21 protein-coding genes and 1 pseudogene are annotated in these 25901 nt (G+C 67.1%); 16 read left to right on the top strand and 6 right to left on the bottom strand.

Translation table 11 applies throughout. From position 1 onward, the window contains the following. Positions 1 to 49 precede the first annotated feature (49 nt). The 3 genes from SY91_RS26315 to SY91_RS26305 all read right to left on the bottom strand — a co-directional run bounded on the left by SY91_RS26315 (position 50) and on the right by SY91_RS26305 (position 4536). Positions 50 to 1312, bottom strand: a complete 1263-nt coding sequence (locus SY91_RS26315) for an ABC transporter substrate-binding protein (RefSeq protein WP_023476171.1) — start codon at positions 1310 to 1312, stop codon at positions 50 to 52. A 62-nt stretch (positions 1313 to 1374) separates the two neighbouring features. Continuing rightward, positions 1375 to 3369 carry a beta-galactosidase gene (locus SY91_RS26310; RefSeq protein ID WP_023476172.1) on the bottom strand — a complete coding sequence of 665 codons (1995 nt, stop codon included), beginning with the start codon at positions 3367 to 3369 and terminating at the stop codon, positions 1375 to 1377. A gap of 9 nt (positions 3370 to 3378) precedes the next feature. After that, a complete protein-coding gene (locus SY91_RS26305; RefSeq protein WP_023476173.1) occupies positions 3379 to 4536 on the bottom strand; it encodes an ABC transporter ATP-binding protein in 1158 nt (385 codons plus the stop codon). A 189-nt stretch (positions 4537 to 4725) separates the two neighbouring features. On the opposite strand from SY91_RS26305, the gene SY91_RS26300 reads away from it, so the two are divergent. From SY91_RS26300 to SY91_RS35205, 3 genes and pseudogenes are all read left to right on the top strand, one after another. Further along, on the top strand, positions 4726 to 5781 hold the full coding sequence (locus tag SY91_RS26300) for a LacI family DNA-binding transcriptional regulator (RefSeq protein WP_043887506.1): 1056 nt from the start codon (positions 4726 to 4728) through the stop codon (positions 5779 to 5781). Positions 5782 to 6023: 242 nt separating this feature from the next. Then, a pseudogene (locus SY91_RS35525) lies at positions 6024 to 6101 on the top strand (TetR/AcrR family transcriptional regulator); the annotation flags it as partial. Between the two features lie 6 nt (positions 6102 to 6107). Then, complete coding sequence (locus SY91_RS35205) at positions 6108 to 6389, top strand: hypothetical protein (RefSeq protein WP_023476175.1); 282 nt, start codon at positions 6108 to 6110, stop codon at positions 6387 to 6389. Between the two features lie 282 nt (positions 6390 to 6671). Here SY91_RS35205 and SY91_RS26290 read toward each other — a convergent pair whose 3' ends face one another. Continuing rightward, positions 6672 to 7313: a GntR family transcriptional regulator gene (locus tag SY91_RS26290; RefSeq protein ID WP_023476177.1), complete on the bottom strand. Its 642-nt coding sequence runs from the start codon at positions 7311 to 7313 to the stop codon at positions 6672 to 6674. Positions 7314 to 7444: 131 nt separating this feature from the next. On the opposite strand from SY91_RS26290, the gene SY91_RS26285 reads away from it, so the two are divergent. Beyond that, entirely contained in the window at positions 7445 to 7921 is a 477-nt protein-coding gene (locus SY91_RS26285) for an OsmC family protein (RefSeq protein ID WP_023476178.1), read from the top strand. A gap of 18 nt (positions 7922 to 7939) precedes the next feature. Here the strand turns inward: SY91_RS26285 and SY91_RS26280 are convergent, their stop codons facing one another. Continuing rightward, on the bottom strand, positions 7940 to 8890 hold the full coding sequence (locus SY91_RS26280; RefSeq protein WP_023476179.1) for a LysR substrate-binding domain-containing protein: 951 nt from the start codon (positions 8888 to 8890) through the stop codon (positions 7940 to 7942). Positions 8891 to 9004: 114 nt separating this feature from the next. Here SY91_RS26280 and SY91_RS26275 point away from each other — a divergent pair, with 114 nt between their 5' ends. The 7 genes from SY91_RS26275 (at position 9005) to SY91_RS26245 (ending at position 17454) form a co-directional block, all read left to right on the top strand. Beyond that, positions 9005 to 10756 (top strand): IlvD/Edd family dehydratase, encoded by a 1752-nt coding sequence (locus SY91_RS26275; RefSeq protein ID WP_006480235.1) that lies wholly within the window; start codon positions 9005 to 9007, stop codon positions 10754 to 10756. 116 nt (positions 10757 to 10872) lie between these two features. Next, entirely contained in the window at positions 10873 to 11802 is a 930-nt protein-coding gene (locus tag SY91_RS26270; RefSeq protein ID WP_023476180.1) for a dihydrodipicolinate synthase family protein, read from the top strand. A 25-nt stretch (positions 11803 to 11827) separates the two neighbouring features. Further along, on the top strand, positions 11828 to 12757 hold the full coding sequence (locus SY91_RS26265; protein ID WP_023476181.1) for a Gfo/Idh/MocA family protein: 930 nt from the start codon (positions 11828 to 11830) through the stop codon (positions 12755 to 12757). A gap of 93 nt (positions 12758 to 12850) precedes the next feature. Then, positions 12851 to 13864: an arabinose ABC transporter substrate-binding protein gene (locus SY91_RS26260; protein ID WP_023476182.1), complete on the top strand. Its 1014-nt coding sequence runs from the start codon at positions 12851 to 12853 to the stop codon at positions 13862 to 13864. A gap of 21 nt (positions 13865 to 13885) precedes the next feature. Then, positions 13886 to 15433: an L-arabinose ABC transporter ATP-binding protein AraG gene (araG, locus tag SY91_RS26255; RefSeq protein WP_043887508.1), complete on the top strand. Its 1548-nt coding sequence runs from the start codon at positions 13886 to 13888 to the stop codon at positions 15431 to 15433. 36 nt (positions 15434 to 15469) lie between these two features. Further along, on the top strand, positions 15470 to 16495 hold the full coding sequence (gene araH, locus SY91_RS26250) for an L-arabinose ABC transporter permease AraH (RefSeq protein WP_043887509.1): 1026 nt from the start codon (positions 15470 to 15472) through the stop codon (positions 16493 to 16495). A gap of 56 nt (positions 16496 to 16551) precedes the next feature. After that, the gene (locus SY91_RS26245) at positions 16552 to 17454 is read left to right on the top strand and encodes an SMP-30/gluconolactonase/LRE family protein (RefSeq protein WP_023476185.1); all 903 of its coding nucleotides are present in this window, start codon (positions 16552 to 16554) and stop codon (positions 17452 to 17454) included. 484 nt (positions 17455 to 17938) lie between these two features. On the opposite strand, the gene SY91_RS26240 is transcribed toward SY91_RS26245, so the two are convergent. Beyond that, a complete protein-coding gene (locus SY91_RS26240) occupies positions 17939 to 19159 on the bottom strand; it encodes a DUF6402 family protein (protein ID WP_185921229.1) in 1221 nt (406 codons plus the stop codon). A 283-nt stretch (positions 19160 to 19442) separates the two neighbouring features. On the opposite strand from SY91_RS26240, the gene SY91_RS26235 reads away from it, so the two are divergent. The 5 genes from SY91_RS26235 to mhpT all read left to right on the top strand — a co-directional run bounded on the left by SY91_RS26235 (position 19443) and on the right by mhpT (position 25859). Further along, positions 19443 to 19946 (top strand): MarR family winged helix-turn-helix transcriptional regulator, encoded by a 504-nt coding sequence (locus SY91_RS26235; RefSeq protein ID WP_023476186.1) that lies wholly within the window; start codon positions 19443 to 19445, stop codon positions 19944 to 19946. 237 nt (positions 19947 to 20183) lie between these two features. Then, entirely contained in the window at positions 20184 to 21014 is an 831-nt protein-coding gene (locus SY91_RS26230) for a p-hydroxycinnamoyl CoA hydratase/lyase (RefSeq protein ID WP_012339104.1), read from the top strand. 71 nt (positions 21015 to 21085) lie between these two features. Continuing rightward, on the top strand, positions 21086 to 22534 hold the full coding sequence (locus tag SY91_RS26225; RefSeq protein ID WP_043887511.1) for an aldehyde dehydrogenase: 1449 nt from the start codon (positions 21086 to 21088) through the stop codon (positions 22532 to 22534). Further along, entirely contained in the window at positions 22531 to 24438 is a 1908-nt protein-coding gene (locus tag SY91_RS26220) for a feruloyl-CoA synthase (protein WP_023476189.1), read from the top strand. Before SY91_RS26225 ends, SY91_RS26220 begins: the two co-directional genes overlap by 4 nt. A gap of 215 nt (positions 24439 to 24653) precedes the next feature. After that, the gene (gene mhpT, locus SY91_RS26215) at positions 24654 to 25859 is read left to right on the top strand and encodes a 3-(3-hydroxy-phenyl)propionate transporter MhpT (RefSeq protein ID WP_124476323.1); all 1206 of its coding nucleotides are present in this window, start codon (positions 24654 to 24656) and stop codon (positions 25857 to 25859) included. Positions 25860 to 25901 lie beyond the last annotated feature (42 nt).

Raw genomic sequence — 25901 nt, 5'->3', positions numbered from 1 at the left:
GCCTCCTGAACGGACACGGCGGCGCGCAGCCGCCGGTTGGGTCACGCGGTCACTTCTTGTAGATCCGCTTGCGGGTCTGTTCGAGTTGCGCGAGCACCGTATCGAGCTGCGCGGGATTCGCGAGGAACTGCTGCATGCCCTTCATCCCCTCGTCGGCCATTTCCTTGGTCATGTCGCGGTCGTAGAACTGCGCGACGCCGCCCTTCGTGTCGGCGAGGATCCGGAAGCCGATGCGCGAGATCGGATCGGCCGGCTCGGGCGACTTGCTGTTGGCCGACAGCGAGCCGAGCCCTTCGGCGAGCTTCGCACCCATCTCGGGGGTTTCGACGAACGCGAGGAACGTGTGCGCGTCGGCCTTGTTCTTCGCCTTGGTCGGGATGTGCAGCGATTCGACCGGGCCGTCCTCGGCGGTCGGCACCTTCGGGTCGATGATCGGGAAGCGGTAATAGCCCATTTCCTGCTTCACGTTCGGCGGGAAACCCGCCGCGATGAAGGTGCCCATCAGCATCATCGCGGCCTTGCCCTGGAACAGGAACGGCTGTGCGCCGTCGAGATCGTAGGACAGCGCGTTGTCGATGAAGTAGCCCGAGTCGATCAGCGATTTCCACGTCGTGTAGACCTTCTTCACGCGCGGGTCGGTGTACGGCACGTCGCCGGCCATCAGTTGCTGGTGGAACGCGTTGCCGTTCAGGCGCAGGTCGAGATAGTCGAACCAGCCGGCGAGCGTCCACGCGTCGCGGCCGCCGATCGCGATCGGCGTGATGCCCGCGGCCTTCAGCTTCTTGCATGCATCGAGAAACTGGTCCCAGGTCTTCGGTTCGTCGGCGATGCCGACCTTGCGGAACAGGTCCTTGCGGTAGAACAGCCCCCACGAGTAGTAGACGGTCGGCGCCGCGTACTGTTTGCCGTTATAGGACGACGCGCTGCGCGTCGACGCATACATCGCGTCCCAGCCGTTCTTCGTCCAGTCGCCGCTCAGGTCCTCGAACAGCCCGCGCTTCGCGTAATACGCCATCCGCTCGCCCGCGTGCCAGTTCACGATGTCCGGCGCGACGGTGGTGAGCCACGCGGGGAGCTGCACCTTGTACGCTTCCTCGTCGACGAAGGTCGGCTTCACGTCGATGTCGGGATGGGCCTTGTGGAACGCTTCGATCGTCGATTGCCACACCGCGCGCTGGCTCGCGCCCTTGAATGCGATGTTGACGGTCAGCGTGCCGGCATCGGCAGGCGTCGTCATGGCGAGCGACGCGAGGCCGAAGGCGACGGCGGCGGTCGCCTGGCGGGCAGCGACGCGAAGGGGGCGATGGGTCATGAGTGTCTCCAGTCCTGTGTGTCGTTGTGCGTGACCGGCGCGCGGCGGCGCCGGGGCGGTTGCTACGAACGGCTTCGATACACGGCGACGCCTTGCGGCTCGACCTGCGCGGCGCCGACCACGAACGCGGACGGCGGCACGTCGTCGATCGTGTGCGGCGTGCCCGCGTAGTTGAATACGTAAGTCAGGCCGCCGCGCCGGCTCACGCGTACGGCGTCGCCGAGCGGCGTCGGGGCCAGGCCCGCTTCGGCCGCGATATCGGCGAACAGGCGCACGGTGGTCGCCTCGTCGAACAGCGCGGCCCAGTAATGCAGCGTGCCGTGCGACAGGCAGGCCGGATGACCGTCGGCGAAACGTGCGTGCACGACGCTGCGCGTGTCGTCGTCGGTGAGCTCGACGAGATCGCGCCAGTGACGCGCGTCGCCCGCGAGCGGCGAACCGTCGCGCAGCGTGCCGTCGACCCGTTCGGTGACGTTCGGCCGCAGCGACTCGACGCGCCACACGCGTATCGGCAGGATCGATGCGAGGGGGCCGGGCGGCAACGCCGGCGGAATCTGCAGGTCGATGGTTTTCGAGCCGGTGCGCGGGCCGAACACCGCATGGGCGCCCGACGCGGCGAGCCGCGACGCGAAATCGTCCGGCACGACCGGCAGCGGCGGCACGACGACGAGCCGGTAGCCGTCGAGCGGCGCGTGCGCGGAAACGATGTCGACGTCGAGCCCGAGCGAACGCAGCGCCGAGTAGTACTCGAATGCGAAACGCGGGTAGTGGAAATCGGCCCCTTGCGGCTGCACTTCGAACAGCCACTTCGCGTCGTAGTCGAACACCAGCGCGACGGGTGCGCGCACCGCGCCGTTCGCGTCGGCATCGGCGCCGGCGTCGAGCACGGCGGCAATCTCCCGCGCGACGCGCTGCGCTTCGCGGCCGCCTTCGTCGAGCCGGTTGTCGGGTGTGTTCAGGCCCGCGTGCATCTGCTCCTGCGCGAACGGCGCCTGCCGCCAGCGGAAGTACGACACGCAGCCGGCACCGTGCGCGAACGCTTCCCAGCTCCACAGCCGTACCATGCCCGGCAGCGGCGCGGGGTTCCAGTGTGCCCAGTTCACGGGGCCCGGCTGCTGCTCCATCACCCAGAACGGCAGCTTCGACATGCCGCGGTACAGGTCGTGATTGAACGACGCGAAATCCGGATGGCCGGTACGCAGCCAGCGCGCCTTCACGTCGGGTGCGAACCACAGCTCCTCGAGCGCGCCGAGCGGATAGCTGTCCCACGTCGCGAGATCGAGGTCGCGCGCGACTTCGTAGTGATCGAACTCGGTGAAGAGCTGCATGAAGTTGTGCGCGACCGGGCGGCCCGGCGAATGCGCGCGGATCACGTCGACCTGCATCCGGTGATAGCGTGCGAGCTCGTCGGACGCGAAGCGCCGGTAATCGAGGCGATGCGACGGATGGGCTTCGGTCACGGTGCCCACGGGCGCGTCCACTTCGTCGAAATGGCGGTACTCCATGCTCCAGAACACGGTGCCCCATGCGCGGTTCAGCGCGTCGATCGTGCCGTAGCGCGCTTTCAGCCATTCGCGAAAGCGCACGAGCGCGGCCGGCGAATAGCTGACGACGGTCTGGTGGCAGCCGAGTTCGTTGTCGGTCTGCCAGTAGCGCACGGCCGGGTGGCGACCGTAGCGTTCGGCGACCGCCGTGCAGATCTGGCGCGACGCTTCGAGATAGACCGGCGACGAGAAATCGTAGTGGCGGCGCGAACCGAACTTGCGCGGCAGGCCGTCGGCACCGATCGCGAGGATGTCGGGATGGCGGTCGACCAGCCATTTCGGCGGCGTCGCGGTCGGCGTGCACATCACGATTTCGAGGCCGGCCGCGCCGAGCACGTCGACCGCACGGTCGAGCCAGCCCCAGTCGTATTCGCCCGGCGACGGCTCGATGCGGCTCCACGCGAATTCGGCGATCCGCACCTGCTCGATGCCGAGCGCTTTCATCCGGCGGGCGTCGTCGGCCCACATCGATTCCGGCCAGTGTTCCGGGTAGTAACAGACTCCGAGGCGCATGCCCGATCCTTATGCGTAGTGGTGGACGGGAAGGTCGGCGCACGCGGGCACCGCGCGGCCGTCTTCGGTGAACAGGTGGCAGGCCGCGGCCGGCGCGTGCACGTGCACGCGTTCGCCGGTGCGCACCGGCGCGTCGCCGGGTACTTTCGCGATTAGCGGCGTCGCGCTGGGCTGGCCGGACGGATCGAGGTGCACGTACGTCTGCTCGCCGAGGCGTTCGACGAGCGCGACGTCGCGCGCGAGCGTCGTCGCGTCGAGAGCGGCGCCGAGCGTCAGGTGTTCGGGACGGATGCCGAGCGTCACGGCGGCGCCGGCGCAGAGCGCCGAGCCGTCGCGCGGCAGCGTGAAGGTTTCGCCGGACGGCACGAGCGTGACGGTCGTGCGACGCGCGTCGCACGCGGTCACGACGGCCGGCAGGAAGTTCATGCGCGGCGAGCCGATGAAGCCCGCGACGAAGCGGCTGGCCGGATGGTGGTAGAGGTCGAGCGGCGCGCCGACCTGAGCGATGCTGCCGTGCCGCGCGGTATCCGCGCCGGCGTGCAGCAGCACGATCTTGTCGGCGAGCGTCATCGCCTCGGTCTGGTCGTGCGTCACGTAGACGACGCTCGCGCGTTCGAACTGCCGGTGCAGCTTCGCGATTTCGACGCGGGTCTGGCCGCGCAGCGCCGCATCGAGATTCGACAGCGGTTCGTCGAACAGGAATACGCCGGGCTCGCGCACGATCGCGCGGCCGATCGCGACGCGCTGCCGCTGGCCGCCGGACAGCGCCTTCGGCTTGCGCTCGAGCAGCGTGTCGAGCTGCAGGATGCGCGCGGCGTCGCGCACCTTGCGGTCGATCTCGGCCTTCGGCACGCGCGCGAGCTTCAGCCCGAACGCCATGTTCTCGTACACCGTCATGTGCGGAAACAGCGCATAGCTCTGGAACACCATCGCGACGCCGCGCTCGGCGGCCGGCACGTCGTCGACGCGGCGGCCGTCGATCGACAGCTCGCCCGCGCTCAGATCCTCGAGCCCGGCGATCATGCGCAGCAGCGTCGATTTCCCGCATCCGGACGGCCCGAGAAACACGCAGAACTCGTGCGCGCCGATCTCCAGATCGACGTCGCGAATGACCGGCGCGTGCTCGCCATAGGCTTTCTGCACGCGTCGCATCGAGATGCTCGCCATTGTCTCCGCTCCATGTTCTAATGCGCCGTACTGCTTGATTAAGCGCTTAATCATCGCGATCAAAAAAAGGGGCCATGCGATCGCGGCCGAGTCGCGCCCGTCGGTCGGGCGGCAAGGTGTCCGGCGATAGTGCGCCGCTTCGGTGAGCGAAGCAAATACTGGATCGACGTCTCATATAGTGGGCAAACGATGGCAACACTGGATGAAGTGGCGCGCCGCGCCGGCGTGACGGCCGCGACGGTGTCGAACGTGCTGCGCGACCGCGGCCGGGTCGGCGACGCGACGCGGGCGCGGGTGCTCGAAGCGGTCGACGCGCTCGGGTATCGGCCGCATCTCGCCGCGCGGGCGCTGGCGGAAGGGCGCGCGCCGACGGTCGCGCTGATGGTATCGAGCATCGCGAATCCGTTCTATCCGGAGTTCGCGCTGGCGGTCGAGCGCGCGGTACGCCGCAACGGGCAGTTCCTGATCGTCTGCAATACGAACGAAGATCCGTTGCAGGGGCGCGCGTATCTCGACCAGATCGCCGGCACGATCTCCGAGGGGATTCTCGTGACCAACGCGAACCTGCACTTGCCGGATCTGCTCGACGTCGCGCGGCGCGGCGTGCCGGTCGTGCTGTGCCTATGGGAGCGGCCCGAGGCGCCGCCCGATGGGCTGCCGTGCGTGGCGATCGATTTCCGCGAGGCGGGGCGGATCGCGACGCGGCATCTGCTCGAACTCGGCCATCGCGAGATCGGCGTGATCGTCGGCGGGTCGGCAAACGGCGTGCAGGCCGCGCGCTACGACGGCTGCGTCGACGTGATGCGCGAAGCCGGAGTGGACGCGTCGCGCGTCGGCGCCGGGCACGATTCGATCGAGGGCGGCGTGCGCGCGGCCGGGCAGTTGCTCGATGCGCATCCCGAGCTGACCGCGCTCGTCGCGACCAATGACCTGCCGGCGATCGGCGCGATGCATGCGGCGGCCGATCGCGGCCGGCGCGTGCCCGACGATCTGTCGATCGTCGGCATCACCGACATCCATCTCGCCCGCGACACGCGGCCCACGCTGACGACCGTCGCGATCCCGACCGCCGAGGCGGCCGGCATCGCGGTCGAATTGCTCAATACGCTGCGCGAGGCGGGCGGGCAGGGCGACGACGCATCGCGTGTGCGGGTCGCGTCGCTGCCGACGCTGACGGTGCGCGGGACGACCGGGCCGGTGCCCGGCCGCACAACGCGCCGCATCGGGCGCACGCGCGGCACGTAAGGCCGCGAACGGGCCAGGTGGCGGCGACGTTCATCGGTAGAGTTCGCATCCGTAGACAGCCGCCGGCAGCGATCCAGACCGCCAGCGGCTGCGCCCGACGCCCGACCCGCGCCCGCTTCGGCGCTCGATCCCCTACGTGAACGAAGAAAACCGTCAAGACAGGTACGGCAACGGCTTCCGGCACGCCGCGCGCACGCCGGCAGACGCAGGCGGAACGCAGCCACGCGACGCGCGAACGCGTCATTGCCGCCGCGATATCGCTGCTGCACAAGGAAGGCTATTCGGGCGCGACGACGCTCGCGATCCGGCGCGAAGCCGATGTCAGCATGGGCGCGCTGCAGCACCAGTTTCCGACCAAGGCGGAATTGATGGCCGCGGTGCAGGAGCGGCTCACCGGCGATCGCTTCGCGCAGTTCGAACGCGCGTCGCGCAGCGCGACGACGCCGCTCGAGCGGATTGACCGGATGCTGGATGTCGCGGGCGCGCTCATCGGCACGCCGCTGTTCGCCGCCAGCATGGAGATCCAGTTGGCGCGGCGCGCCGACAAGGAACTCGACGAGGCCGTGGCACGTATCCTCAAGCCGTTCGACGAGGGTTTCGCGCCTTGATGGACGATGCCGTCGCGGGTTTCGATCGTGCGATTGCGCTCAAGATCACGCAATTGCAGTGACTGGCCGGATCGATGATCCGCGGGTTGACCATCGATGTCGTGACGGGCAGCGACCCTGCCGTGGCGCGGGCCGCGTTCGCGCTCTGGCGCGAAATCGCGCTGCGGCACATCGCGGACATGGCGAAATCTCCTGCGCCGGCGCCCACGAAAACCGGCAAGCGCCGCGCTTCACGCTGATATCCCGCTGACGATGTCGGCCGCGCGCATCGTCGCGCCGGCCTCAGCCGCCTTCGACGAGCCGCAGCACGATGCTTCTCGCCGATTCGAGATGCGCGACCGTCATCGCGCGTGCCGCGCGTGCATTGCGTTCGTGGCACGCCTGCAGAATCTCTTCGTGCTCGACCTGGAACGACGGCGTATCCGCGAGCAGCGTGGCCTGCAGGCGCTCGTAACGTTCGACCTGGCTGCGCAGCTCCGCGATCGACTTCAACTGCCGCGCGTTGCCGCAGCACGCATACAGCAACGCGTGGAATTCGCGGTTCAGCTCGCCCTGCCGGCGCGGCGCCGTTGCATCGCCGAGCAGCCGATGCACGAGTTCGGCGCGCGCGAGCGTCTCGTCGTCGAGCCGCTTCACGCTGCGGTAGATCGCGTCGCCTTCGAGCAGCACGCGCAGATCGTAGATTTCCTGCACGTCGGACGCGCTCAGCATCCGCACGACCGCGCCGCGATTCCTGAAGATATCGAGCAAGCCTTCGCGTTCGAGCCGCTGGATCGCCTCGCGCATCGGAATCCGGCTGATGCCGAACCGCTCGGCCAGATCGCGCTCGACGAGCCGCTCGCCGGCCGCCAGCTCGCCGTTGATGATCATGTCGCGCAGCGACGCGGCGACCGCGTCCGCCGTGGAGTCGAGTTTGGCTTCCATGCCTGCCTGTATCGTCATTTTGGAATAATGGTATACCAAATGGCCATCCAGTGCCACAATGGCGATCATCGGCGGGCGTCACGCAACGGCGTCCGGCACGGTCAAGGCAACCGACATCAATGGAGAGCGAGATGGCATCGGGCGAACATCACTATCGCGTCGCAGTGGAGTGGACGGGCAACCGCGGCACCGGCACGTCGGGGTATCGCGAGTACGGCCGCGATCACGTGATCCGCGCCGGGGCCAAGCCGGATATCCCCGGTTCGTCGGACCCGGCGTTCCGCGGCGACGCGGCGCGCTGGAACCCCGAAGACCTGCTGCTCGCGTCGGCGTCAGCGTGCCACAAGCTCTGGTATCTGCACCTGTGTTCCGAGGCCGGCATCCGTGTGCTGGCCTACGTCGACCACGCGGAAGGCACGATGCTCGACGGCGCCGGAGCGGGCCGCTTCACCGAAATCGTGCTGCGGCCGCAGGTGACGATTCGGGCCGGCGACGATCGCGAACGGGCCGTGCATCTGCATCACGATGCGCATGCGCAGTGCTATATCGCAAATTCGGTCAACTTCCCGATTCGCTGCGAACCGGTGATCGAGTGGGCCGCGGAGTAGGAAACCGCGGCTGCGCGGTCACGGCGCGACGCCGTAAACCTCCCGCGCCGCGGCCCGAATCGCATCGACCATCACCGCGACGGCCGGCGAATGCAGCCGGTCGGTGCGCGTGATGAGCCCGAAATCGTCCATCCGGCAATCCATTTCCAGCGGCAGCACCGTGACGATGCCGTGCCGCGCGTAGTAGTGCGCGACGTCCTCGGCGAGCACCGCGATCATGTCGCTCTGCTCGATCAGTTGCGTGATGAACAGCAGTGCGGCCGTCTCGACGACGTTCGCCGGCGGCGCGAGGCTCGCGCGCTGGAACACGAGCTCGAAGCGGTGCCGCAGCACGCTGCCGGCCGGCGGCACGACCCACGCGGCGCGCTGCACGTCGGCGAGCGCAACCGGCGCTTGCGCGAGCAGCGGATGGTCGGGCCGTACGACGGCGGCCACCGATTCGCCGGTCAGCGGCTCGTAGCGCAGGCGCAGCTTGTCATGTTCGGCGGACAGCCGGCCGAGCACGATGTCGATCTTTTCCTGCGCGAGATGTTCGAGCAGCACGTTGCTGGTGTCGATCTCGACCGACACGTGCAGCCCCGCGTGCGTGCCCTTCACCGCGGCGACGGCCGGCGGCACGAGCCGCAGGGCCGGCGACGTGATCGCCCCCACCGCCACGTGGCCGAGATGGCCGGCCTTCAGCGCGGCCAACTCCTCGCGCGCCTGGTCGAGGCTGCCGAGCGCCGCGCGCGCGTGGCGGATCAGCGCGTCGCCGTACAACGTCGGCCGCATCCCGCGCGGCAGGCGCTCGAACAGCACCGCGCCGATCGACTCCTCCAGTTCCCGCAGCAGCTTCGACGCGGCCGGCTGCGTCATGTTCAGCGCGGCCGCCGCGCGGTGAATGCTGCCTTCGTCGGCGAGCGCGACGACCAGCAGCAACTGGCGCGTCTTCAGACGGGCGCGGTTTCCCCACGGGCTGGCTTCGGTCATCGTACGGGTTTATATCGATATCGGAATGGATATCGTAATCGCCTAAATCGTCATTAGCCAGTTATCAAAATTCTGCCTAGACTGCGCCGGTATCCCGTCACCACAGGACTGACGATGTCGGCAACAAAACCCAGGCTGCGCTCCGCCCAATGGTTCGGCACGAACGACAAGAACGGCTTCATGTACCGGAGCTGGATGAAGAATCAGGGCATTCCCGATCACGAATTCGACGGCCGGCCGATCATCGGCATCTGCAACACGTGGTCCGAACTGACGCCGTGCAACGCGCACTTCCGCAAGCTCGCCGAGCACGTGAAGCGCGGGATCTCGGAAGCGGGCGGTTTCCCGGTCGAGTTCCCGGTGTTCTCGAACGGCGAATCGAATCTGCGGCCGTCGGCGATGCTCACGCGCAACCTCGCGTCGATGGACGTCGAGGAAGCGATCCGCGGCAACCCGATCGACGCGGTCGTGCTGCTCGCCGGTTGCGACAAGACGACACCGGCGCTGCTGATGGGCGCGGCAAGCTGCGACGTGCCGGCGATCGTCGTGTCGGGCGGCCCGATGCTGAACGGCAAGCTCGAGGGCAAGAACATCGGTTCGGGCACGGCCGTGTGGCAGTTGCATGAAGCGCTGAAGGCCGGCGAGATCGACGTGCATCACTTCCTGTCGGCCGAAGCCGGGATGTCGCGCTCGGCCGGCACCTGCAACACGATGGGCACCGCGTCGACGATGGCGTGCATGGCCGAGGCGCTCGGCGTCGCGCTGCCGCACAACGCGGCGATTCCGGCCGTCGACTCGCGCCGCTACGTGCTCGCGCACATGTCGGGCATCCGCATCGTCGAGATGGCGCTCGAAGGGCTCGTGCTGTCGAAGATCCTGACGCGCGCGGCGTTCGAGAACGCGATCCGCACGAACGCGGCGATCGGCGGCTCGACCAACGCGGTGATCCACCTGAAGGCGATCGCCGGCCGCATCGGCGTGCCGCTCGAACTGGAAGACTGGATGCGCATCGGCCGCGACACGCCGACGATCGTCGACCTGATGCCGTCGGGGCGCTTCCTGATGGAGGAGTTCTATTACGCGGGCGGGCTGCCGGCCGTGCTGCGCCGGCTCGGCGAAGGCGGGCTGCTGCCGCACCCGGATGCACTGACGGTGAACGGCAAGTCGCTGTGGGACAACGTGCGCGAAGCGCCGAACTACGACGACGAGGTGATCCGCCCGCTCGACCGGCCGCTGATCGCGGACGGCGGGATCTGCATCCTGCGCGGCAATCTCGCGCCGCGCGGTGCGGTGCTGAAACCGTCGGCGGCGAGCCCCGAACTACTCAAGCATCGCGGCCGCGCGGTGGTGTTCGAGAACCTCGACCACTACAAGGCGACGATCAACGACGAAGCGCTCGACATCGATGCGAGCTCGGTGATGGTGCTGAAGAACTGCGGGCCGCGCGGCTATCCGGGCATGGCCGAGGTCGGCAACATGGGGCTGCCGCCGAAGCTGCTGCGCCAGGGCGTGAAGGACATGGTGCGGATTTCCGACGCACGGATGAGCGGCACCGCGTACGGCACGGTGGTGCTGCACGTCGCGCCGGAAGCGGCCGCCGGCGGCCCGCTCGCCGCGGTGCGCAACGGCGACTGGATCGAGCTCGACTGCGAGGCCGGCACGCTGCATCTCGACATTACGGATGAGGAACTGCAACGCCGCCTGTCGGACGTCGATCCGACCGCGGCGCCGGGCGTGGCCGGCCAGCTCGGCAAGGGCGGCTACGCGCGGCTGTATATCGATCACGTGCTGCAGGCCGACGAGGGGTGCGACCTCGACTTCCTGGTCGGCACGCGCGGCGCGGACGTGCCGAGCCATTCGCATTGAGCAGGCGGGCGGCGCGACAGGCGCCGCCGCCGGTTGCGGGCCTTCCCGGTCCGCGCTTCATGAAACCGTGAACGCATGACGGCCGGTGACAACCGGGCCGAAGCAGGACGCGAACCATGACATCGAGCAGCACGCCGCGCCATCGCGGCATTTTTCCCGTCGTTCCGACGACGTTTACCGACACCGGCGAGCTCGACCTCGCGAGCCAGAAGCGCGCGGTCGATTTCATGATCGATGCCGGCTCGGACGGGCTGTGCATCCTCGCGAACTTCTCCGAGCAGTTCGCGGTCACCGACGACGAACGCGACGTGCTCACGCGCACGATCCTCGAGCACGTGGCCGGCCGCGTGCCGGTGATCGTCACGACGTCGCACTACAGCACGCAGGTGTGCGCGGCGCGCAGCCTGCGCGCGCAGCAACTCGGCGCGGCGATGGTGATGGCGATGCCGCCGTATCACGGCGCGACGTTCCGCGTGCCGGAAGCGCAGATCTTCGATTTCTTCGCGCGCGTGTCGGATGCGATCGACATCCCGATCATGATCCAGGACGCGCCGGCGAGCGGCACGCCGCTGTCCGCGCCGTTCCTCGCGCGAATGGCACGTGAGATCGAGCAGGTCGCGTACTTCAAGATCGAGACGCCGGGCGCCGCGAACAAGCTGCGCGAACTGATCCGGCTCGGCGGCGACGCGATCGAGGGGCCGTGGGACGGCGAGGAGGCGATCACGCTGCTCGCCGATCTCCATGCGGGCGCCACCGGCGCGATGACGGGCGGCGGCTTCCCGGACGGCATCCGGCCGATCCTCGAAGCGTTCCGCGAAGGCCGGCACGACGATGCGTTCGCGCATTACCAGGCATGGCTGCCGCTGATCAATCACGAGAACCGCCAGTCCGGGATCCTCACCGCGAAGGCGCTGATGCGCGAAGGCGGCGTGATCGCGTGCGAGCGGCCGCGGCATCCGATGCCGGAACTGCACCCGGACACGCGCGCGGAATTGCTCACGATCGCGCGCCGGCTCGATCCGCTCGTGCTGCGCTGGGCGCGCTGAGCGATTCACGAAGGAGACATGCAGGATGAGTGATCCGATTTCGCTGGGTGTCGTCGGGATCGGCAAGATCGCGCGCGACCAGCATCTGCCGGCGATCGCCGCCGAGCCGGGCTTCGCGCTGACCGCCTGCGCGAGCCGCCATGCGGAAGTCGCGGGGGTGCGCAACTATCCCGATCTGCGTGCGCTGCTGGCCGCGGAGCGCGAACTCGACGCCGTGTCGCTGTGCGCGCCGCCGCAGGTGCGCTACGCGCAGGCGCGCGCGGCGCTCGAAGCCGGCAAGCACGTGATGCTCGAGAAGCCGCCGGGCGCGACGCTCGGCGAAGTGGCCGCGCTGGACGCGCTGGCCCGCGAGCGCGGCCTCACGCTGTTCGCGACCTGGCATTCGCGCTGCGCGAGCGCGGTCGAGCCGGCGCGCGCGTGGCTTGCGCAACGCACGATCCGCGCGGTGAAGGTGCGCTGGAAGGAAGACGTGCGACGCTGGCATCCGGGGCAGCAGTGGATCTGGGAGCCGGGCGGCCTCGGCGTGTTCGATCCGGGCATCAACGCGCTGTCGATCGTCACGCGAATCCTGCCGCGCGAGCTCGTGCTGCGCGAGGCGACGCTCATCGTGCCGAGCGACGCGCAGATGCCGATCGCGGCCGAACTCGATTGCGCGGATACCGACGGCGTGCCGGTGCACGCGGAATTCGACTGGCGCCACGGCCCGGTCGAGCAATGGGAGATCGCGGTCGACACGGCCGACGGCGTGCTCGCGATCAGCCGCGGCGGCGCGCAACTGTCGATCGCGGGCGAGCCGGTCGAGATCGGTGTGGAACGCGAGTACCCGGCGCTGTATACGCACTTCCACGCGCTGATCGCGCGTGGCGAAAGCGACGTCGACGTGCGGCCGCTGCGGCTCGTCGCCGATGCCTTCCTGTTCGGCCGGCGCGTGCAGACCGACGCGTTCGGCCGCTGAACCTGCGCGCGCGCTTCGGTACGAAGAAGCGCGCGCGACGAATGATTGATTACGGCACACATCACGGCATCAGCCGGTACAAAGGAGACACCCATGAACCGCACGACTCACACGATCCGTCGACACACCCTGCGCGCGCTGCTGGCCGCGCTTTGCATCGCGCCGCTCGGGATGACGGGCGCCGCGCACGCCGACGCGCCGCTGAAGATCGGCTTCCTCGTGAAGATGCCCGAGCAGGCGTGGTTCATCAACGAGCAGAACGCCGCGTCGGCGCTCGGCCAGAAGGAGAATTTCTCGGTCGTGAAGATCGGCACGCCGGACGGCGAGAAGGTGCTGGCCGCGATCGACAACCTCGGCTCGCAGGGCGCGCAGGGCTTCGTGATCTGCGCGCCGGACGTGCGTCTCGGGCCGGCGATCGCGTCGCGCGCGAAGCGCTACAACATGAAGTTCGTGACGGTCGACGACCAGCTCGTCGATTCGAGCGGCAAGCCGCTGCCGAACGTGCCGCACCTCGGGATGTCGGCGACCAAGATCGGCAACCAGGTCGGCCAGGCGATCTCCGACGAGATGAAGCGGCGCGGCTGGAAGCCGGAGGAAGTCGGCGCGCTGCGCATCACCAACTACGAGTTGCCGACCGCGAAGCTGCGCACCGACGGCGCGACCCAGGCGCTGCTCGCGAACGGCTTCCGCAAGGAGAACATCTTCGACGCGCCGCAGAAGACGACCGACGACGAAGGCGGCTTCAGCGCGGCGGCACCGGTGCTCGCGCGCCATCCGAACGTGAAGAAATGGGTGATCTACGCGCTGAACGAGGAAACCGTGCTCGGCGCGGTGCGCGCGACCGAACAGCTGCACATCCCGGCGGTCGACGTGATCGGCGTCGGCATCAACGGCGCGGGCGAGGCGTTCGCCGAGTTCCAGAAGAAGGAGCCGACCGGCTTCTACGGGACGATCGCGGTCAGCTCGACGAACCACGGCAAGGACAGCACGCAGAACCTCGTCGACTGGATTCGCAACGGCAAGACGCCGCCGGCCGACACGCAGACGAGCGGCAAGCTGATGACGCGCGCGAACTGGCAGGCCGTGCGCGCCGAACTCGGTATCTGAGCGGGGCGAGGCGAGAACGCGATGACGATGCAGACGATGACGGCCGCGTCCGGCCACGACGCCGAAGCGGGTACGCCGCCGGAGGGCCCGCTGCTCGCGCTCGACGGCATCACCGTGACGTTTCCGGGCGTGCGTGCGCTCGACGCGGTGTCGCTGTCGGTGCGCGCGGGCGAAGTGCACGGGCTGATGGGCGAGAACGGCGCGGGTAAATCGACGCTGCTGAAGGTGCTGTCCGGCGTGAACCAGCCGCAGGCCGGCACGCTGACGCTGAACGGCACCGCGCAGCGCTTCGCGTCGACGCGCGCGGCGCTCGAGGCCGGCATCGCGATCATCTACCAGGAACTGCATCTGGTGCCCGAGCTGACGGTCGCGGAAAACCTGATGCTCGGGCAATTGCCGAGCCGGCTCGGCGTGGTCGACGAGCGCACGCTCGCGGCACGCGCGCTCGATGCGCTGGAGCGGCTCGGCGAGCACATCGATCCGGGCATCCCGGTGAAATATCTGTCGATCGGCCAGCGCCAGATGATCGAGATCGGCAAGGCGCTGATGCGCGATGCACGCGTGATCGCGTTCGACGAACCGACGAGTTCGCTGTCCGCGCGCGAGACCACGCAACTGTTCCGGATCATCCGCGCGTTGCGCGCCGAAGGCCGCGCGATCATCTACGTCACGCACCGGATGGAGGAAGTCTACGAACTGTGCGACCGCGTGACGGTGTTTCGCGACGGTCGCCGCATCGATACGTTCGATTCCGTCGCCGATCTCGACCGCGACCGGCTGATCGGCTGCATGGTCGGCCGTTCGATCGAGGACGTGTACGGCTACCGGCCGCGCCCGGCCGGCGACGTGCTGATCGAAGCGAAAGGGCTGGCGGGGCCGGGGCTGGCCGAGCCCGTGTCGTTCACCGCGCGGCGCGGCGAGATCGTCGGCTTCTTCGGGCTCGTCGGCGCGGGCCGCTCCGAGCTGATGAAGCTGCTGTACGGCGCGGTGCGACCGAGCGCCGGGCACGTCGAGCTGAACGGCAAGCGGGTGGCGTTCGGCAGCCCGCGCGACGCGGTGCGTGCCGGCATCGCGCTGTGCCCGGAAGACCGCAAGCAGGAAGGCATCGTCGCGATCGCGTCGGTGGCCGACAACCTGAACATCAGCGCGCGCCGTCATTTCAGCCCGGCGCGCGTGCTGCTCGACGGGCGACGCGAACGCGAACTCGCACAGAAATACATCGAGCGCCTCGCGATCAAGACCCGCGACGGCGACACGCCGATCGGCGCGCTGTCGGGCGGCAACCAGCAGAAGGTCGTGCTCGCGCGCTGGCTCGCCGAACGCATCGACGTGTTCCTGATGGACGAGCCGACGCGCGGCATCGACGTCGGCGCGCGCGCCGAAATCTACAACCTGTTCTACGAACTCGCGGAAGCGGGCCGCACGGTGATCCTCGTGTCGAGCGATCTGGCCGAGGTGATCGGCGTGTCGGACCGCATCGTCGTGATGAAGGAAGGACGGATCGCGGGCGAGGTCGCGAAGGCGCACGCGACGCCCGACGCGCTGATCAAGCTCGCGCTGCCGCGCTAGCGGCGTGCTGTTCAACCGGAAAGCAAGTGAACTGATATGAGCCAGGCAATGCAACCCCAACGTACTTCCCCGTCCCCGGATGCCGCCGCCGCGGCCACGCCCGTGCGACCACGCAACGGCGTGTGGCAGCTGATCAACCGCTCCGGCATCGTGATGGTGTTTCTGGTGCTGTTCGCGACGCTGTCGCTGACCGTGCCGGACTTCCTCACGCCGCGCAACATCCAGGGCCTGCTGCTGTCGGTCACGCTGATCGGTTCGATCTCGGTGACGATGATGTTCGTGCTCGCGCTCGGCGAAGTCGACCTGTCGGTCGCGTCGATCGTCGCGTTCTCGGGGGTGGTCGCCTCGACACTGATCACCGCGACGCACAGCGTCGTGCTCGGGATCGCGGCCGGCGTGCTCGCGGGCGGCGCGGTGGGGCTCGTGAACGGCGTGCTGATCGCGCGCTACCGGATCAACTCGCTGATCGTCACGCTCGCGATGATGGAAGTCGTGCGCGGGCTCGCGTTCATCACGTCGAACGGCGACGCGGTGATGATCTCCGAAGAGCGCTTCTTCGATCTCGGCGGCGGGTCGTTCCTGGGCATCTCGTTTCCGATCTGGAGCAACATCGTCGGCTTCGTCGTGTTCGGCTTCCTGCTGCGCAAGACGGTGTTCGGCAAGAACGTGCTGGCCGTCGGCGGCAACGGCGAGGCCGCGCTGCTCGCGGGGCTGCCGGTGATGCGCATCAAGATCGCCGTGTTCGTGCTGCAGGGGCTCGTGACCGGCTTCGCCGGCGTGATGCTCGCGTCGCGGATGAGCCTCGGCGATCCGAAGACGTCGGTCGGCCTCGAACTCGGCGTGATCTCCGCGTGCGTGCTCGGTGGCGTGTCGCTGACGGGCGGCGTCGCGACGATCTCCGGCGTGCTGGTCGGCGTGCTGATCATGGGTTCCGTGCAGGACGCGATGAGCCTGCTGAACGTGCCGACCTTTTACCAATATCTGATACGCGGCGGAATTCTGTTGCTCGCGGTGCTGTTCGACCAGTATCGTCGCAACCAGCGGCGCGCGATGAAGATCTGATTTTGGTGATGGCGCGGCCGCCCGCGAACGCGACAGATCAGATATCGGGAGACGGCATGCAACAGACTCATCCGGCCGCGCCGGCGACGCTGCTGGCCGACAGCCGCAACACGCTCGGCGAAGGCGCGACGTGGTGCGACAGGACGCACGCGCTGTACTGGGTGGACATCGAAGGCGCGCAGCTGTGGCGCTGTCGCGCGGACGGTTCGGATCTCGCGCAGTGGGCGATGCCCGAGCGGCTCGCCTGCTTTGCGCTGACCGACGATCCAGACGTGCTGCTGGTCGGGCTCGCGACCCATCTCGCGTTCTTCGATCTGCGCAGCGGCGCGTTCACGCGGATCGTCGACGTCGAGCCTGAACTGCCCACGCGGCTGAACGACGGGCGCTGCGACGGGGCCGGCGCGTTCGTGTTCGGGATGAAGGACGAAGGCGCCGAGCCGCCGCGCGCGGTCGGCGGGTTCTATCGGCTCAATTCCGATCTCACGCTCGAACGGCTCGCGTTGCCGCCGGCCGCGATCGCGAACAGCATCGGGTTCTCGCCGGATGGTTCGAAGATGTATTTCTGCGATTCGCTGGTGCGCGAGATTTTCGTGTGCGATTACCGCGCGGAGGGCGATGTGGCCAATGTGCGGCCGTTCGCGCGGCTGACGGATGTAGACGGCGACCCGGACGGCTCGATCGTCGATCGCGACGGCGGGCTGTGGAATGCGCAGTGGGGTGGGCGGCGCGTCGTGCGCTATGGGCCGGACGGGATCGAGACGGATCGCGTTGAAGTGCCGACCGCGCAGCCGAGCTGCGTTGCCATCGACGGTGAAGGCCGGCTGTATGTGACGAGTGCGCGTGTTGACCTGAGCGATGACGCGCTGGCCGACGATGCGCACGCGGGCGGCGTGTTCGTCGCGCAGACACGCTACGCGGGGTTGCCGACTGGGCGGTTTGCGGGGACTCGTACTGGATGAATGGCGGTGTGGACGGCAGGTGCTATCGGCTGGCAACCCGAAGTGGCGCAGAACGACGAAAGCCCCCGGCTTGTGAAGGGTCGGAGGCTTTTCTTTTGCACACGATCACCACAATTAAAATAAAGGTAGTTGGGCGCGAATCCGATCCCACTTGGTAGGCGGAATCGCAAGCAACTGCATCACATCACTGCTCGAGCCATCGTAATATATGATTCCACCGGCACCATCTACCAGTTCTCGCTCGGTTGCTGAATTTACATAGTATGAAAAATAGCGTTGAGCGCGCAATTCTCCGGTTCCGTCAAAAAGCTGAAGCCTCACTTCATGCCCATTCCGAACATTCGCTCCACACAACTTTGCGTAATATTCCACGCCCCCAAATTCCTTCTTCCCCCATTCAGTTCCTTTTCAAAAAAATCGCACCGACCATAATTTGGTCTGGTCATATGAATGGAAAAGCCAATCAGCAAAAACAGAAGAATGGCTAGCCCAGTGATTCGGAGGGCGCTAATCTGCATATTTCACCAAGCTTTATTTCGACAGGTTTCTTCAGCTTTAGATAGACGGGTTTTGAATATATCATAAAGTCGCCGCCCCTATGATGCTTGGCGCGCCATCGACTATAGTCGGAGTTGTAGATCGGATAGAACACGTCGGGCTCTTTGAACTTCCCGAAAAGGCTCTTTCTCGTGTCCACGGGCTTGTTGATGCTTTTTACCCAGATATCCACATCAGTATCGCGCTTTGGTGAACTAGACGCCGACTCACTTATCACGGACCCCGGCGCGATGATCACACCACGCTTATTCCAATGCCCCAAATATTGAATTCCATTAAATGAGTAGTTGTCTTTGACGGAAAGGTGCACATGCGTAATTTTTCCGATGGCGTCTACGCAATAAAAATTGCTCGTTTTCTCATATCTGAAATATTTTTCGCCAGTGATCTCAAGATTGCCTATGGCTGCGTATATATTAAAATTCGCCAGGGCTCCCGTGAGATCCGTCGGTGCGAGATTTTCGAGTGTGTCCCAATTGCTGATTGAGGCAAGCTGAAATTGCCAATCTATATGGAAATGACGAATGTCAGACAAAAATTGAGTCGTATTGATATTGAGGTTTGCCTGTCGATCTTCTGAAAACGTCTTTTTAATTTTTGCAAGAATTTTTGTTTTTGCTTCGACTATGGCGGCGTCTCGATAAATATCCTCGGAAAGAAGCTTGTCATATTTCCTCCGAACACTTCCAAATTTCAATGTCCAGTCAAAAGTTACACTGTCATTGTTTATTGGTTGAATTGATTTGGCATTATCATTATAAATATGCTCGGAACTCGCAAACCAAATGCGTGCGAGTTTGGCTGACACTCTCCAGCCCAAGTTATCCATCGCAATAGCTACATCTTGCAAATCAAAGGGCGGGGGATTCTCGCAAACTTCGGCCTCGTCCTGCCTTGGCGGTTCTTTGGTCTTCGACTGCGGTGCTTCTGCTTGCTTTCGAGTTTTGGGCGGCTTCACTACCGGCTTTAGTGGCAGTGGCAGTGGAGGGGGAGGCGGCGGCTTTTCGCCTGGAGCCAGTTTATCGATTGATACAGTTTTTTGAGTCTCGAGCGGGATGCATCCTTGTGCGCCATCGTACTTCTTCAATTCTGGCCCTAGCACCCCTTTTTGAGGTCTATAGTAAGGAATCTTTTTTACGTCAGCCATAAAATTCTCGTCTCATATTAACCTTTGTTGGTTCCGGTATCGCAGTCACTCCGCCTTGTGAAGATTGGAATGAAGCTGTTCTTTTACCCCATCACGAAGTGACGAACCATTTTCAAGATGAGAATCGATTGTTTTTGGTAATTTAATGGATGTGCGGACCGATAATTTCGTACTTATACGAGGCAACTGAGAACATGGAGGGACGCTGAGCGTGATGTCGCGACTATGCGTTCGTCCCCCCACCTGCTGGTAAGATGGCCCGCAATTCCATCCAGCACGCGCCATGAGTTCCACCCCGACCAAGCCCGCTCGTTCGAAACCCGCCGCGAAGGACGCCGCCCGCGCACCGGCCGACAAGCCGAAAGCGCGCGTGCAACAGCGCCTGACCTACGTGATCGGCGGCCTCGACCGGCTGCTGCGCCGCCATATGACCGACGCGCTCGCGCCGCTCGGCATCACGCTCGCGCAATACACGGCGCTGTCGGTGCTCGAGGCGCGCGGCGCATCGTCGAATGCGCAACTGGCCGAGCGCTCGTGGATCACGCCACAATCGGCGAACGAGGTGATGAGCGTGATGGCCGCCCGCGGTTTCGTCACGCGCGAAGCCGACCCGTCGCACGGCCGCATCATCCTGCTGACGCTGACCGACGCCGGCGCGGCGATGCTGCGCGAATGCGAAGCCGCGCTGCGGCCGGTCGAGGCACGCATGCTCGGCGACATCTCGGCCGACGACGCCGCGCACGTGCAGCGCGCGCTCGAACTGTTCTCACGCAACCTGCGCGGCTGACCGCTTCCCCGTTTTCACGACGCGAGCCCGCCGTCAGGCCCGCGCTCGCTGCGTCCGCACCATCGGCGTTCGCCCGACCGCGCCCTGATTTCCCCCGCGCTTTCTCCTCGTTCCGCTCCGGGTTTACACCGGCGTTCGTGCCGCTTGCAATATCAGGTAGCCTGATATTAAATGAAGTCGTCCGCAGCACGCATGCTGCGCACCGAATCGCACTGGAAACGAACGACAGGAACAGACATGAGCAAGTACGACAACCGTTGGCAGACCGTTGAAGTGAAAGTGGAGGCCGGCATCGCGTGGGTCACGCTGAATCGCCCCGAGAAGCGCAATGCCATGAGCCCGACGCTGAACCGGGAGATGCTGGAAGTCCTCGACGCGGTCGAGTTCGACGACGAGGCAAAGGTGCTGGTGCTGACCGGCGCGGGCGCCGCGTGGACGGCCGGCATGGATCTGAAGGAATATTTCCGCGAGATCGACGGCGGCTCCGACGCGCTGCAGGAAAAAGTGCGCCGCGACGCATCGGAATGGCAGTGGCGCCGCCTGCGGATGTACAACAAGCCGACCATCGCGATGGTGAACGGCTGGTGCTTCGGCGGCGGGTTCTCGCCGCTCGTCGCGTGCGACCTCGCGATCGCGGCGGACGACGCGGTGTTCGGGCTGTCGGAGATCAACTGGGGCATCCCGCCGGGCAACCTCGTCAGCAAGGCGATGGCGGACACGGTCGGGCATCGCCGCGCGCTGCACTACATCATGACCGGCGACACGTTCACCGGCGCACAAGCGGCCGAGATGGGCCTCGTGAACAGCAGCGTGCCGCTCGCCGAACTGCGCGACGCGACGATCGCGCTCGCCGCGCGGCTGATGGACAAGAACCCGGTCGTGCTGCGCGCGGCGAAGCACGGCTTCAAGCGTTCGCGCGAACTCACGTGGGAACAGTGCGAGGATTACCTGTATGCGAAGCTCGACCAGGCGCAGCTGCGCGATCCGGAGCGCGGCCGCGAGCAGGGCCTGAAGCAGTTCCTCGACGACAAGACGATCAAGCCGGGCCTGCAGGCATACAAGCGCTGAGACAAGCGCGGACGCAGCCGCCGGCTTCCCCGCCGGCGTAATCGCAAGAGACAGGCAAGGCAGGAGACGACATGACAGACAGACGGATGCTGATCGGCGGCGAGTGGTGCAACGCCCGCGACGGGCGCACCTTCGACCGCTTCAACCCCGCGACCGGCGCGCTCGCATCGCGCGCGCCGGCGGCCGGCGTGGCCGATGCCGACGCGGCGATCGACGCCGCGCACCGCGCGTTCCCCGCATGGGCGGCGCTTGCGCCGACCGAGCGCCGCCGCCGGCTGCTGAAGGCGGCCGACCTGATGGACGCGCGCATCGACGCGTTCATCGCGACCGGCGTGGCTGAAACCGGCGCGACGCCCGGCTGGCTCGGCTTCAACGTGACGCTCGCGGCGAACATGCTGCGCGAGGCCGCGTCGATGACGACGCAGATCGACGGCGACGTGATCCCGTCCGACGTACCGGGCAATCTGGCGCTCGCGATGCGTGTGCCGTGCGGCGTGGTGCTCGGCATCGCGCCGTGGAACGCGCCGGTGATCCTCGGCACGCGCGCGCTGGCGATGCCGCTCGCATGCGGCAACACGGTCGTGCTGAAGGCGTCCGAGGCGTGCCCGGGCGTGCACGCGCTGATCGGCGAAGTGCTGGACGAAGCGGGGCTCGGCGCGGGCGTGGTCAACGTGATCACGCACGCGGCGGCCGACGCGCCCGAACTCGTCGAGCGGATGATCGCGCATCCGCACGTGAAGCGGATCAACTTCACCGGGTCGACGCACGTCGGCCGCATCATCGCGCGCCACGCGGCCGCGCACCTGAAACCCGTGCTGCTCGAACTCGGCGGCAAGGCGCCGGTGCTGGTGCTCGACGATGCCGATCTCGACGCGGCCGTCGACGCGATCGCGTTCGGCGCATTCTTCAACCAGGGGCAGATCTGCATGTCGACCGAGCGCGTGATCGTCGCGCGGCCGATCGCCGATGCGCTCGTCGAGCGGCTCGCCGCGAAGGCGCGCACGTTGATCGCCGGCGATCCGCTGGCCGGCCATCCGCTCGGCACGATGGTCGATGCGTCGGCCGCCGCGCGCGCGGCGTCGCTGGTCGAGGATGCGCGTGCGCAGGGCGCGCAATTGCCGCTCGGCTGCCGTGTGGAGGGTGCGACGATGCAGCCCGCGATCGTCGACGGCGTCACGCCCGGCATGCGGCTCTATCGCGAGGAATCGTTCGCACCGGTCGTCGCGATCCTGCGCGCGGACAACGACGACGAGGCGGTCGCGCTGGCGAACGACAGCGAATTCGGGCTGTCGGCGAGTGTGTTCAGCCGCGATATCGCACGTGCGATGGCGGTCGCGCGGCGGATCGAATCGGGGATCTGCCACGTCAACGGGCCGACCGTGCACGACGAAGCGCAGATGCCGTTCGGCGGCACGAAGGCGAGCGGCTACGGCCGCTTCGGCAGCCGCGCGTCGATCGCCGAATTCACCGAGCTGCGCTGGATCACCGTGCAGACCGCGCCACGGCATTACCCGGTATGAGCGAGCCGACGATGAATGTTGAGACGCCCACCAGCGGCCCGATGAACGACACGGGCGCCGTGCGCTATCGCGCGGCCGCCGTCGCCGTGGGCGCGGCCGAGATTCGCCGCGCCGACGACGGCACCTGGTACCTGCGTTCGCGCGAGCCGCTCGGCGATTACCCGACGCGCGTCACCGACTGCCTCGTGCGGGGCGCGCAGGCGCACCCCGACCGCGTGCTGGCCGCGCGGCGCGGCGCCGACGGCAACTGGATCGAGATCACTTACGCGCAGATGCTCGAACGCGCCCGGGCGCTCGGCCAGGGCCTCGTCGATCTCGGGTTGTCGGCCGAGCGTCCGCTCGCGGTGCTGTCCGGCAATGATCTCGAGCACCTGCAACTGATGTTCGCTGCGATGCTGGCCGGCGTGCCGTACTCGCCGATCTCGCCCGCGTATTCGCTGGTGTCGACCGACTACGGCAAGTTGCGTCATACGCTCGGCGTGCTGCGGCCGGGCGCGGTGTTCGTCGCGGAACGCGCACCGTTCGCGCGGGCGCTCGACGCGACGTTGCCGGCCGATGCGGCGCTGATCGTCGCGCGCGATGTCGATGCCGATGCTGATGCAAGCGGCCGCGCGGTGCCGCTGTCGCGCCTGCTCGCCACCGCACCGCGCACGATCGACGCGATCCACGAGGCGATCGGCCCCGACCATCTCGCGAAGATCCTGTTCACGTCCGGTTCGACGAAGCAGCCGAAGGCCGTGCCGACCACGCACCGGATGCTGTGCAGCAACCAGCAGATGCTGCGCCAGACGATGCCGGAACTCACGCGCGAGCCGCCGGTGCTGGTGGACTGGCTACCGTGGAATCACACGTTCGGCGGCAGCCACAACCTCGGCATCGCGCTGTACAACGGCGGCACGCTGTACATCGACGACGGCCGCCCGATGCCCGGCCGCTTCGACGAAACCGTGCGCAATTTGCGCGAGATCGCGCCGACGATCTACTTCAACGTGCCGAAGGGCTGGGAGGAACTGACCGCCGCGCTCGAACGCGATGCCGAATTGCGCGACACGTTCTTCTCGCGCGTGAAGCTGTATTTCTTCGGCGGCGCGGGGCTGTCGCAGGCCGCGTGGGACCGGCTCGACCGCGTGACCGAAGCGCATTGCGGCGAGCGTATCCGGATCATGGCCGGCCTCGGGATGACGGAGGCGTCGCCGTCGTGCCTGTTCACGACGGGGCCGCTGATGCGCGCCGGCTATATCGGGCTGCCCGCGCCCGGCTGCGACGCGAAGCTCGTGCCGTGCGGCGGCAAGCACGAACTGCGCTTCAAGGGGCCGAACGTGATGCGCGGCTACTGGCACGCGGACGTCGATCCGCGCGACGTGTTCGACGAAGAAGGCTATTACCGCAGCGGCGACGCGGGCGTCTTTGCCGATCCGGAGCGGCCGGAACTCGGGCTGCTGTTCGACGGGCGGTTGACCGAGGATTTCAAGCTGAGCAGCGGCACGTTCGTGAGCGTCGGGCCGTTGCGCGCGAACGCGGTGTCGACGGGTGCGCCGTACGTGCAGGACGTGGTCGTCACCGGGATCAATCGCGACGACATCGGCTTGCTGGTGTTTCCGCGCGTCGAGGCGTGCCGTGCGCTGGCAGGGCTCGCCGCGGATGCATCGGTGACCGACGTGCTGCGCGCGCCGGCCGTGCGCGCGGCGTTCGCGGCGTGGCTGGCTGCGTTGAACCGGAATGCGAGCGGCGGGTCGACGTTCGTCGCGCGAATCCGGCTGATCGACACGCCGCCGTCGCTCGATCTCGGCGAGGTGACCGACAAGGGTTCGCTGAACCAGGCGGCCGTGCAGAAGCATCGCGCGGCGACGATCGACGCGCTGTACGACCCGGCGCGGCGCGATCCCGACGTGATTTACGCGTAGGCAGCACGCGCGAGCAGTTACGGCAGTAAGCAACCAGCAGGCACAACGACCGGCCGGCCACGACACCGGCAGGCGCTCTTTCGGCCAGTGAATCAGGTTGCCTGATAAAGGCAGCCGTTCATACGACACCTCGCGCGCCGCACCGCCACTGGCCGGCGGCGGCGCGCGGCGGTCGTCGCACGGCCGACCGACTACAAAGACATGGGACTGGAGACATGAACACGTACGTTGCCGAAAAATCCACGGTCGCGACCACGCTCGCGCTGTGTTTCGCGATCGCACTCCTCGAAGGGCTCGACCTGCAGTCGGTCGGCGTCGCCGCGCCGCGGATGGCGCGCGAATTCGGATTGACCGTGTCGCAAATGGGCATCGCGTTCAGCGCGGGCACCTTCGGGCTGCTGCCGGGCGCGATGCTCGGCGGGCGGCTCGCCGACCGGATCGGCCGCAAGCGCGTGCTGATCGCATCGGTCGTGCTGTTCGGGCTGCTGTCGATCGCGACCGCGCAGGTATCGACGTTCGCGATGCTCGTCGTCGTGCGCGTGCTGACCGGCATCGGCCTCGGCGGCGCGATGCCGAACCTGATCGCGCTGTCGTCCGAAGCGGTCGAGCCGCGCTCGCGCAGCAGCGCGGTCGCGACGATGTACTGCGGGATTCCGTTCGGCGGCGTGATCGCATCGGTGATCGGCGTGCTGCTCGCGGGCGACACCGAATGGCGGCACATCTTCTACGTCGGCGGCGTGGGGCCGCTGCTGCTCGTGCCGCTGCTCGTGTGGTGCCTGCCGGAATCGCGCGCGTATCTCGACGTCGCCGGCACGCAAGCCGCGCGCGCGAGCGTCGGCCGCACGCTGTTCGGCGACGGTCGCACGACGTCGACGGTCGCGCTGTGGGTCAGCTACTTCTGCACGCTGATCGTCCTCTACTTCCTGCTGAACTGGCTGCCGTCGCTGATGGCCTCGCGCGGGCTCGATCGCGCGCACGTCGGCCTCGTGCAGATCGCGTTCAACGTCGGCGCGGGGCTCGGCGCGCTCGGCATCGGCGCGGCGCTCGACCGGATGCGCGCGTCGCGCGTGGTCGGCGGGATGTACGTCGGGATCGTGCTGTCGCTCGCCGCGCTCGCGGCCGCGCCGGGTTTCGGGTCGCTCGCGGCCGCCGCGTTCGCGGCGGGGATGTTCGTCGTCGGCGGGCAGTCGGTGCTGTATGCGCTCGCGGCGATCTACTACCCGACCGCGATGCGCGGCACCGGCGTCGGCGCGGCGGTGGCGGTCGGCCGGCTCGGCTCCGTCGTCGGGCCGCTCGCGGCCGCGACGCTGCTGGCCGCGGGCCGCAGCGCGCCCGTCGTGATCGGCGCGAGCATCCCGGTCACGCTCGTCGCGGCTTTCGCTGCGTTCGTGCTGATTCGCCGCCCGCAAGCCGGCGACTGAGGTTTCGGTTTTTTTCAATGCGCGCCGTCAGAGCGCGCTTAC

It is taken from the genome of Burkholderia cenocepacia, assembly GCF_014211915.1.
GTDB lineage: Bacteria > Pseudomonadota > Gammaproteobacteria > Burkholderiales > Burkholderiaceae > Burkholderia > Burkholderia orbicola.
This window is presented reverse-complemented; position numbering and strand designations above follow the sequence as displayed.

Coding starts and splice junctions, on each gene's coding strand:
- SY91_RS26230 (WP_012339104.1), top strand. CDS start 20,184: ATGAGCAAGTACGACAACCGTTGGCAGACCGTTGAAGTGAAAGTGGAG.
- SY91_RS26270 (WP_023476180.1), top strand. CDS start 10,873: ATGACATCGAGCAGCACGCCGCGCCATCGCGGCATTTTTCCCGTCGTT.
- SY91_RS26285 (WP_023476178.1), top strand. CDS start 7,445: ATGGCATCGGGCGAACATCACTATCGCGTCGCAGTGGAGTGGACGGGC.
- SY91_RS26220 (WP_023476189.1), top strand. CDS start 22,531: ATGAGCGAGCCGACGATGAATGTTGAGACGCCCACCAGCGGCCCGATG.
- SY91_RS26280 (WP_023476179.1), bottom strand. CDS start 8,890: ATGACCGAAGCCAGCCCGTGGGGAAACCGCGCCCGTCTGAAGACGCGC.
- SY91_RS26235 (WP_023476186.1), top strand. CDS start 19,443: ATGAGTTCCACCCCGACCAAGCCCGCTCGTTCGAAACCCGCCGCGAAG.
- araH (WP_043887509.1), top strand. CDS start 15,470: ATGAGCCAGGCAATGCAACCCCAACGTACTTCCCCGTCCCCGGATGCC.
- SY91_RS26260 (WP_023476182.1), top strand. CDS start 12,851: ATGAACCGCACGACTCACACGATCCGTCGACACACCCTGCGCGCGCTG.
- SY91_RS26310 (WP_023476172.1), bottom strand. CDS start 3,369: ATGCGCCTCGGAGTCTGTTACTACCCGGAACACTGGCCGGAATCGATG.
- SY91_RS35205 (WP_023476175.1), top strand. CDS start 6,108: ATGGGCGCGCTGCAGCACCAGTTTCCGACCAAGGCGGAATTGATGGCC.
- araG (WP_043887508.1), top strand. CDS start 13,886: ATGACGATGCAGACGATGACGGCCGCGTCCGGCCACGACGCCGAAGCG.
- SY91_RS26290 (WP_023476177.1), bottom strand. CDS start 7,313: ATGGAAGCCAAACTCGACTCCACGGCGGACGCGGTCGCCGCGTCGCTG.
- SY91_RS26275 (WP_006480235.1), top strand. CDS start 9,005: ATGTCGGCAACAAAACCCAGGCTGCGCTCCGCCCAATGGTTCGGCACG.
- SY91_RS26305 (WP_023476173.1), bottom strand. CDS start 4,536: ATGGCGAGCATCTCGATGCGACGCGTGCAGAAAGCCTATGGCGAGCAC.
- SY91_RS26265 (WP_023476181.1), top strand. CDS start 11,828: ATGAGTGATCCGATTTCGCTGGGTGTCGTCGGGATCGGCAAGATCGCG.
- SY91_RS26300 (WP_043887506.1), top strand. CDS start 4,726: ATGGCAACACTGGATGAAGTGGCGCGCCGCGCCGGCGTGACGGCCGCG.
- mhpT (WP_124476323.1), top strand. CDS start 24,654: ATGAACACGTACGTTGCCGAAAAATCCACGGTCGCGACCACGCTCGCG.
- SY91_RS26315 (WP_023476171.1), bottom strand. CDS start 1,312: ATGACCCATCGCCCCCTTCGCGTCGCTGCCCGCCAGGCGACCGCCGCC.
- SY91_RS26240 (WP_185921229.1), bottom strand. CDS start 19,159: ATGGCTGACGTAAAAAAGATTCCTTACTATAGACCTCAAAAAGGGGTG.
- SY91_RS26225 (WP_043887511.1), top strand. CDS start 21,086: ATGACAGACAGACGGATGCTGATCGGCGGCGAGTGGTGCAACGCCCGC.
- SY91_RS26245 (WP_023476185.1), top strand. CDS start 16,552: ATGCAACAGACTCATCCGGCCGCGCCGGCGACGCTGCTGGCCGACAGC.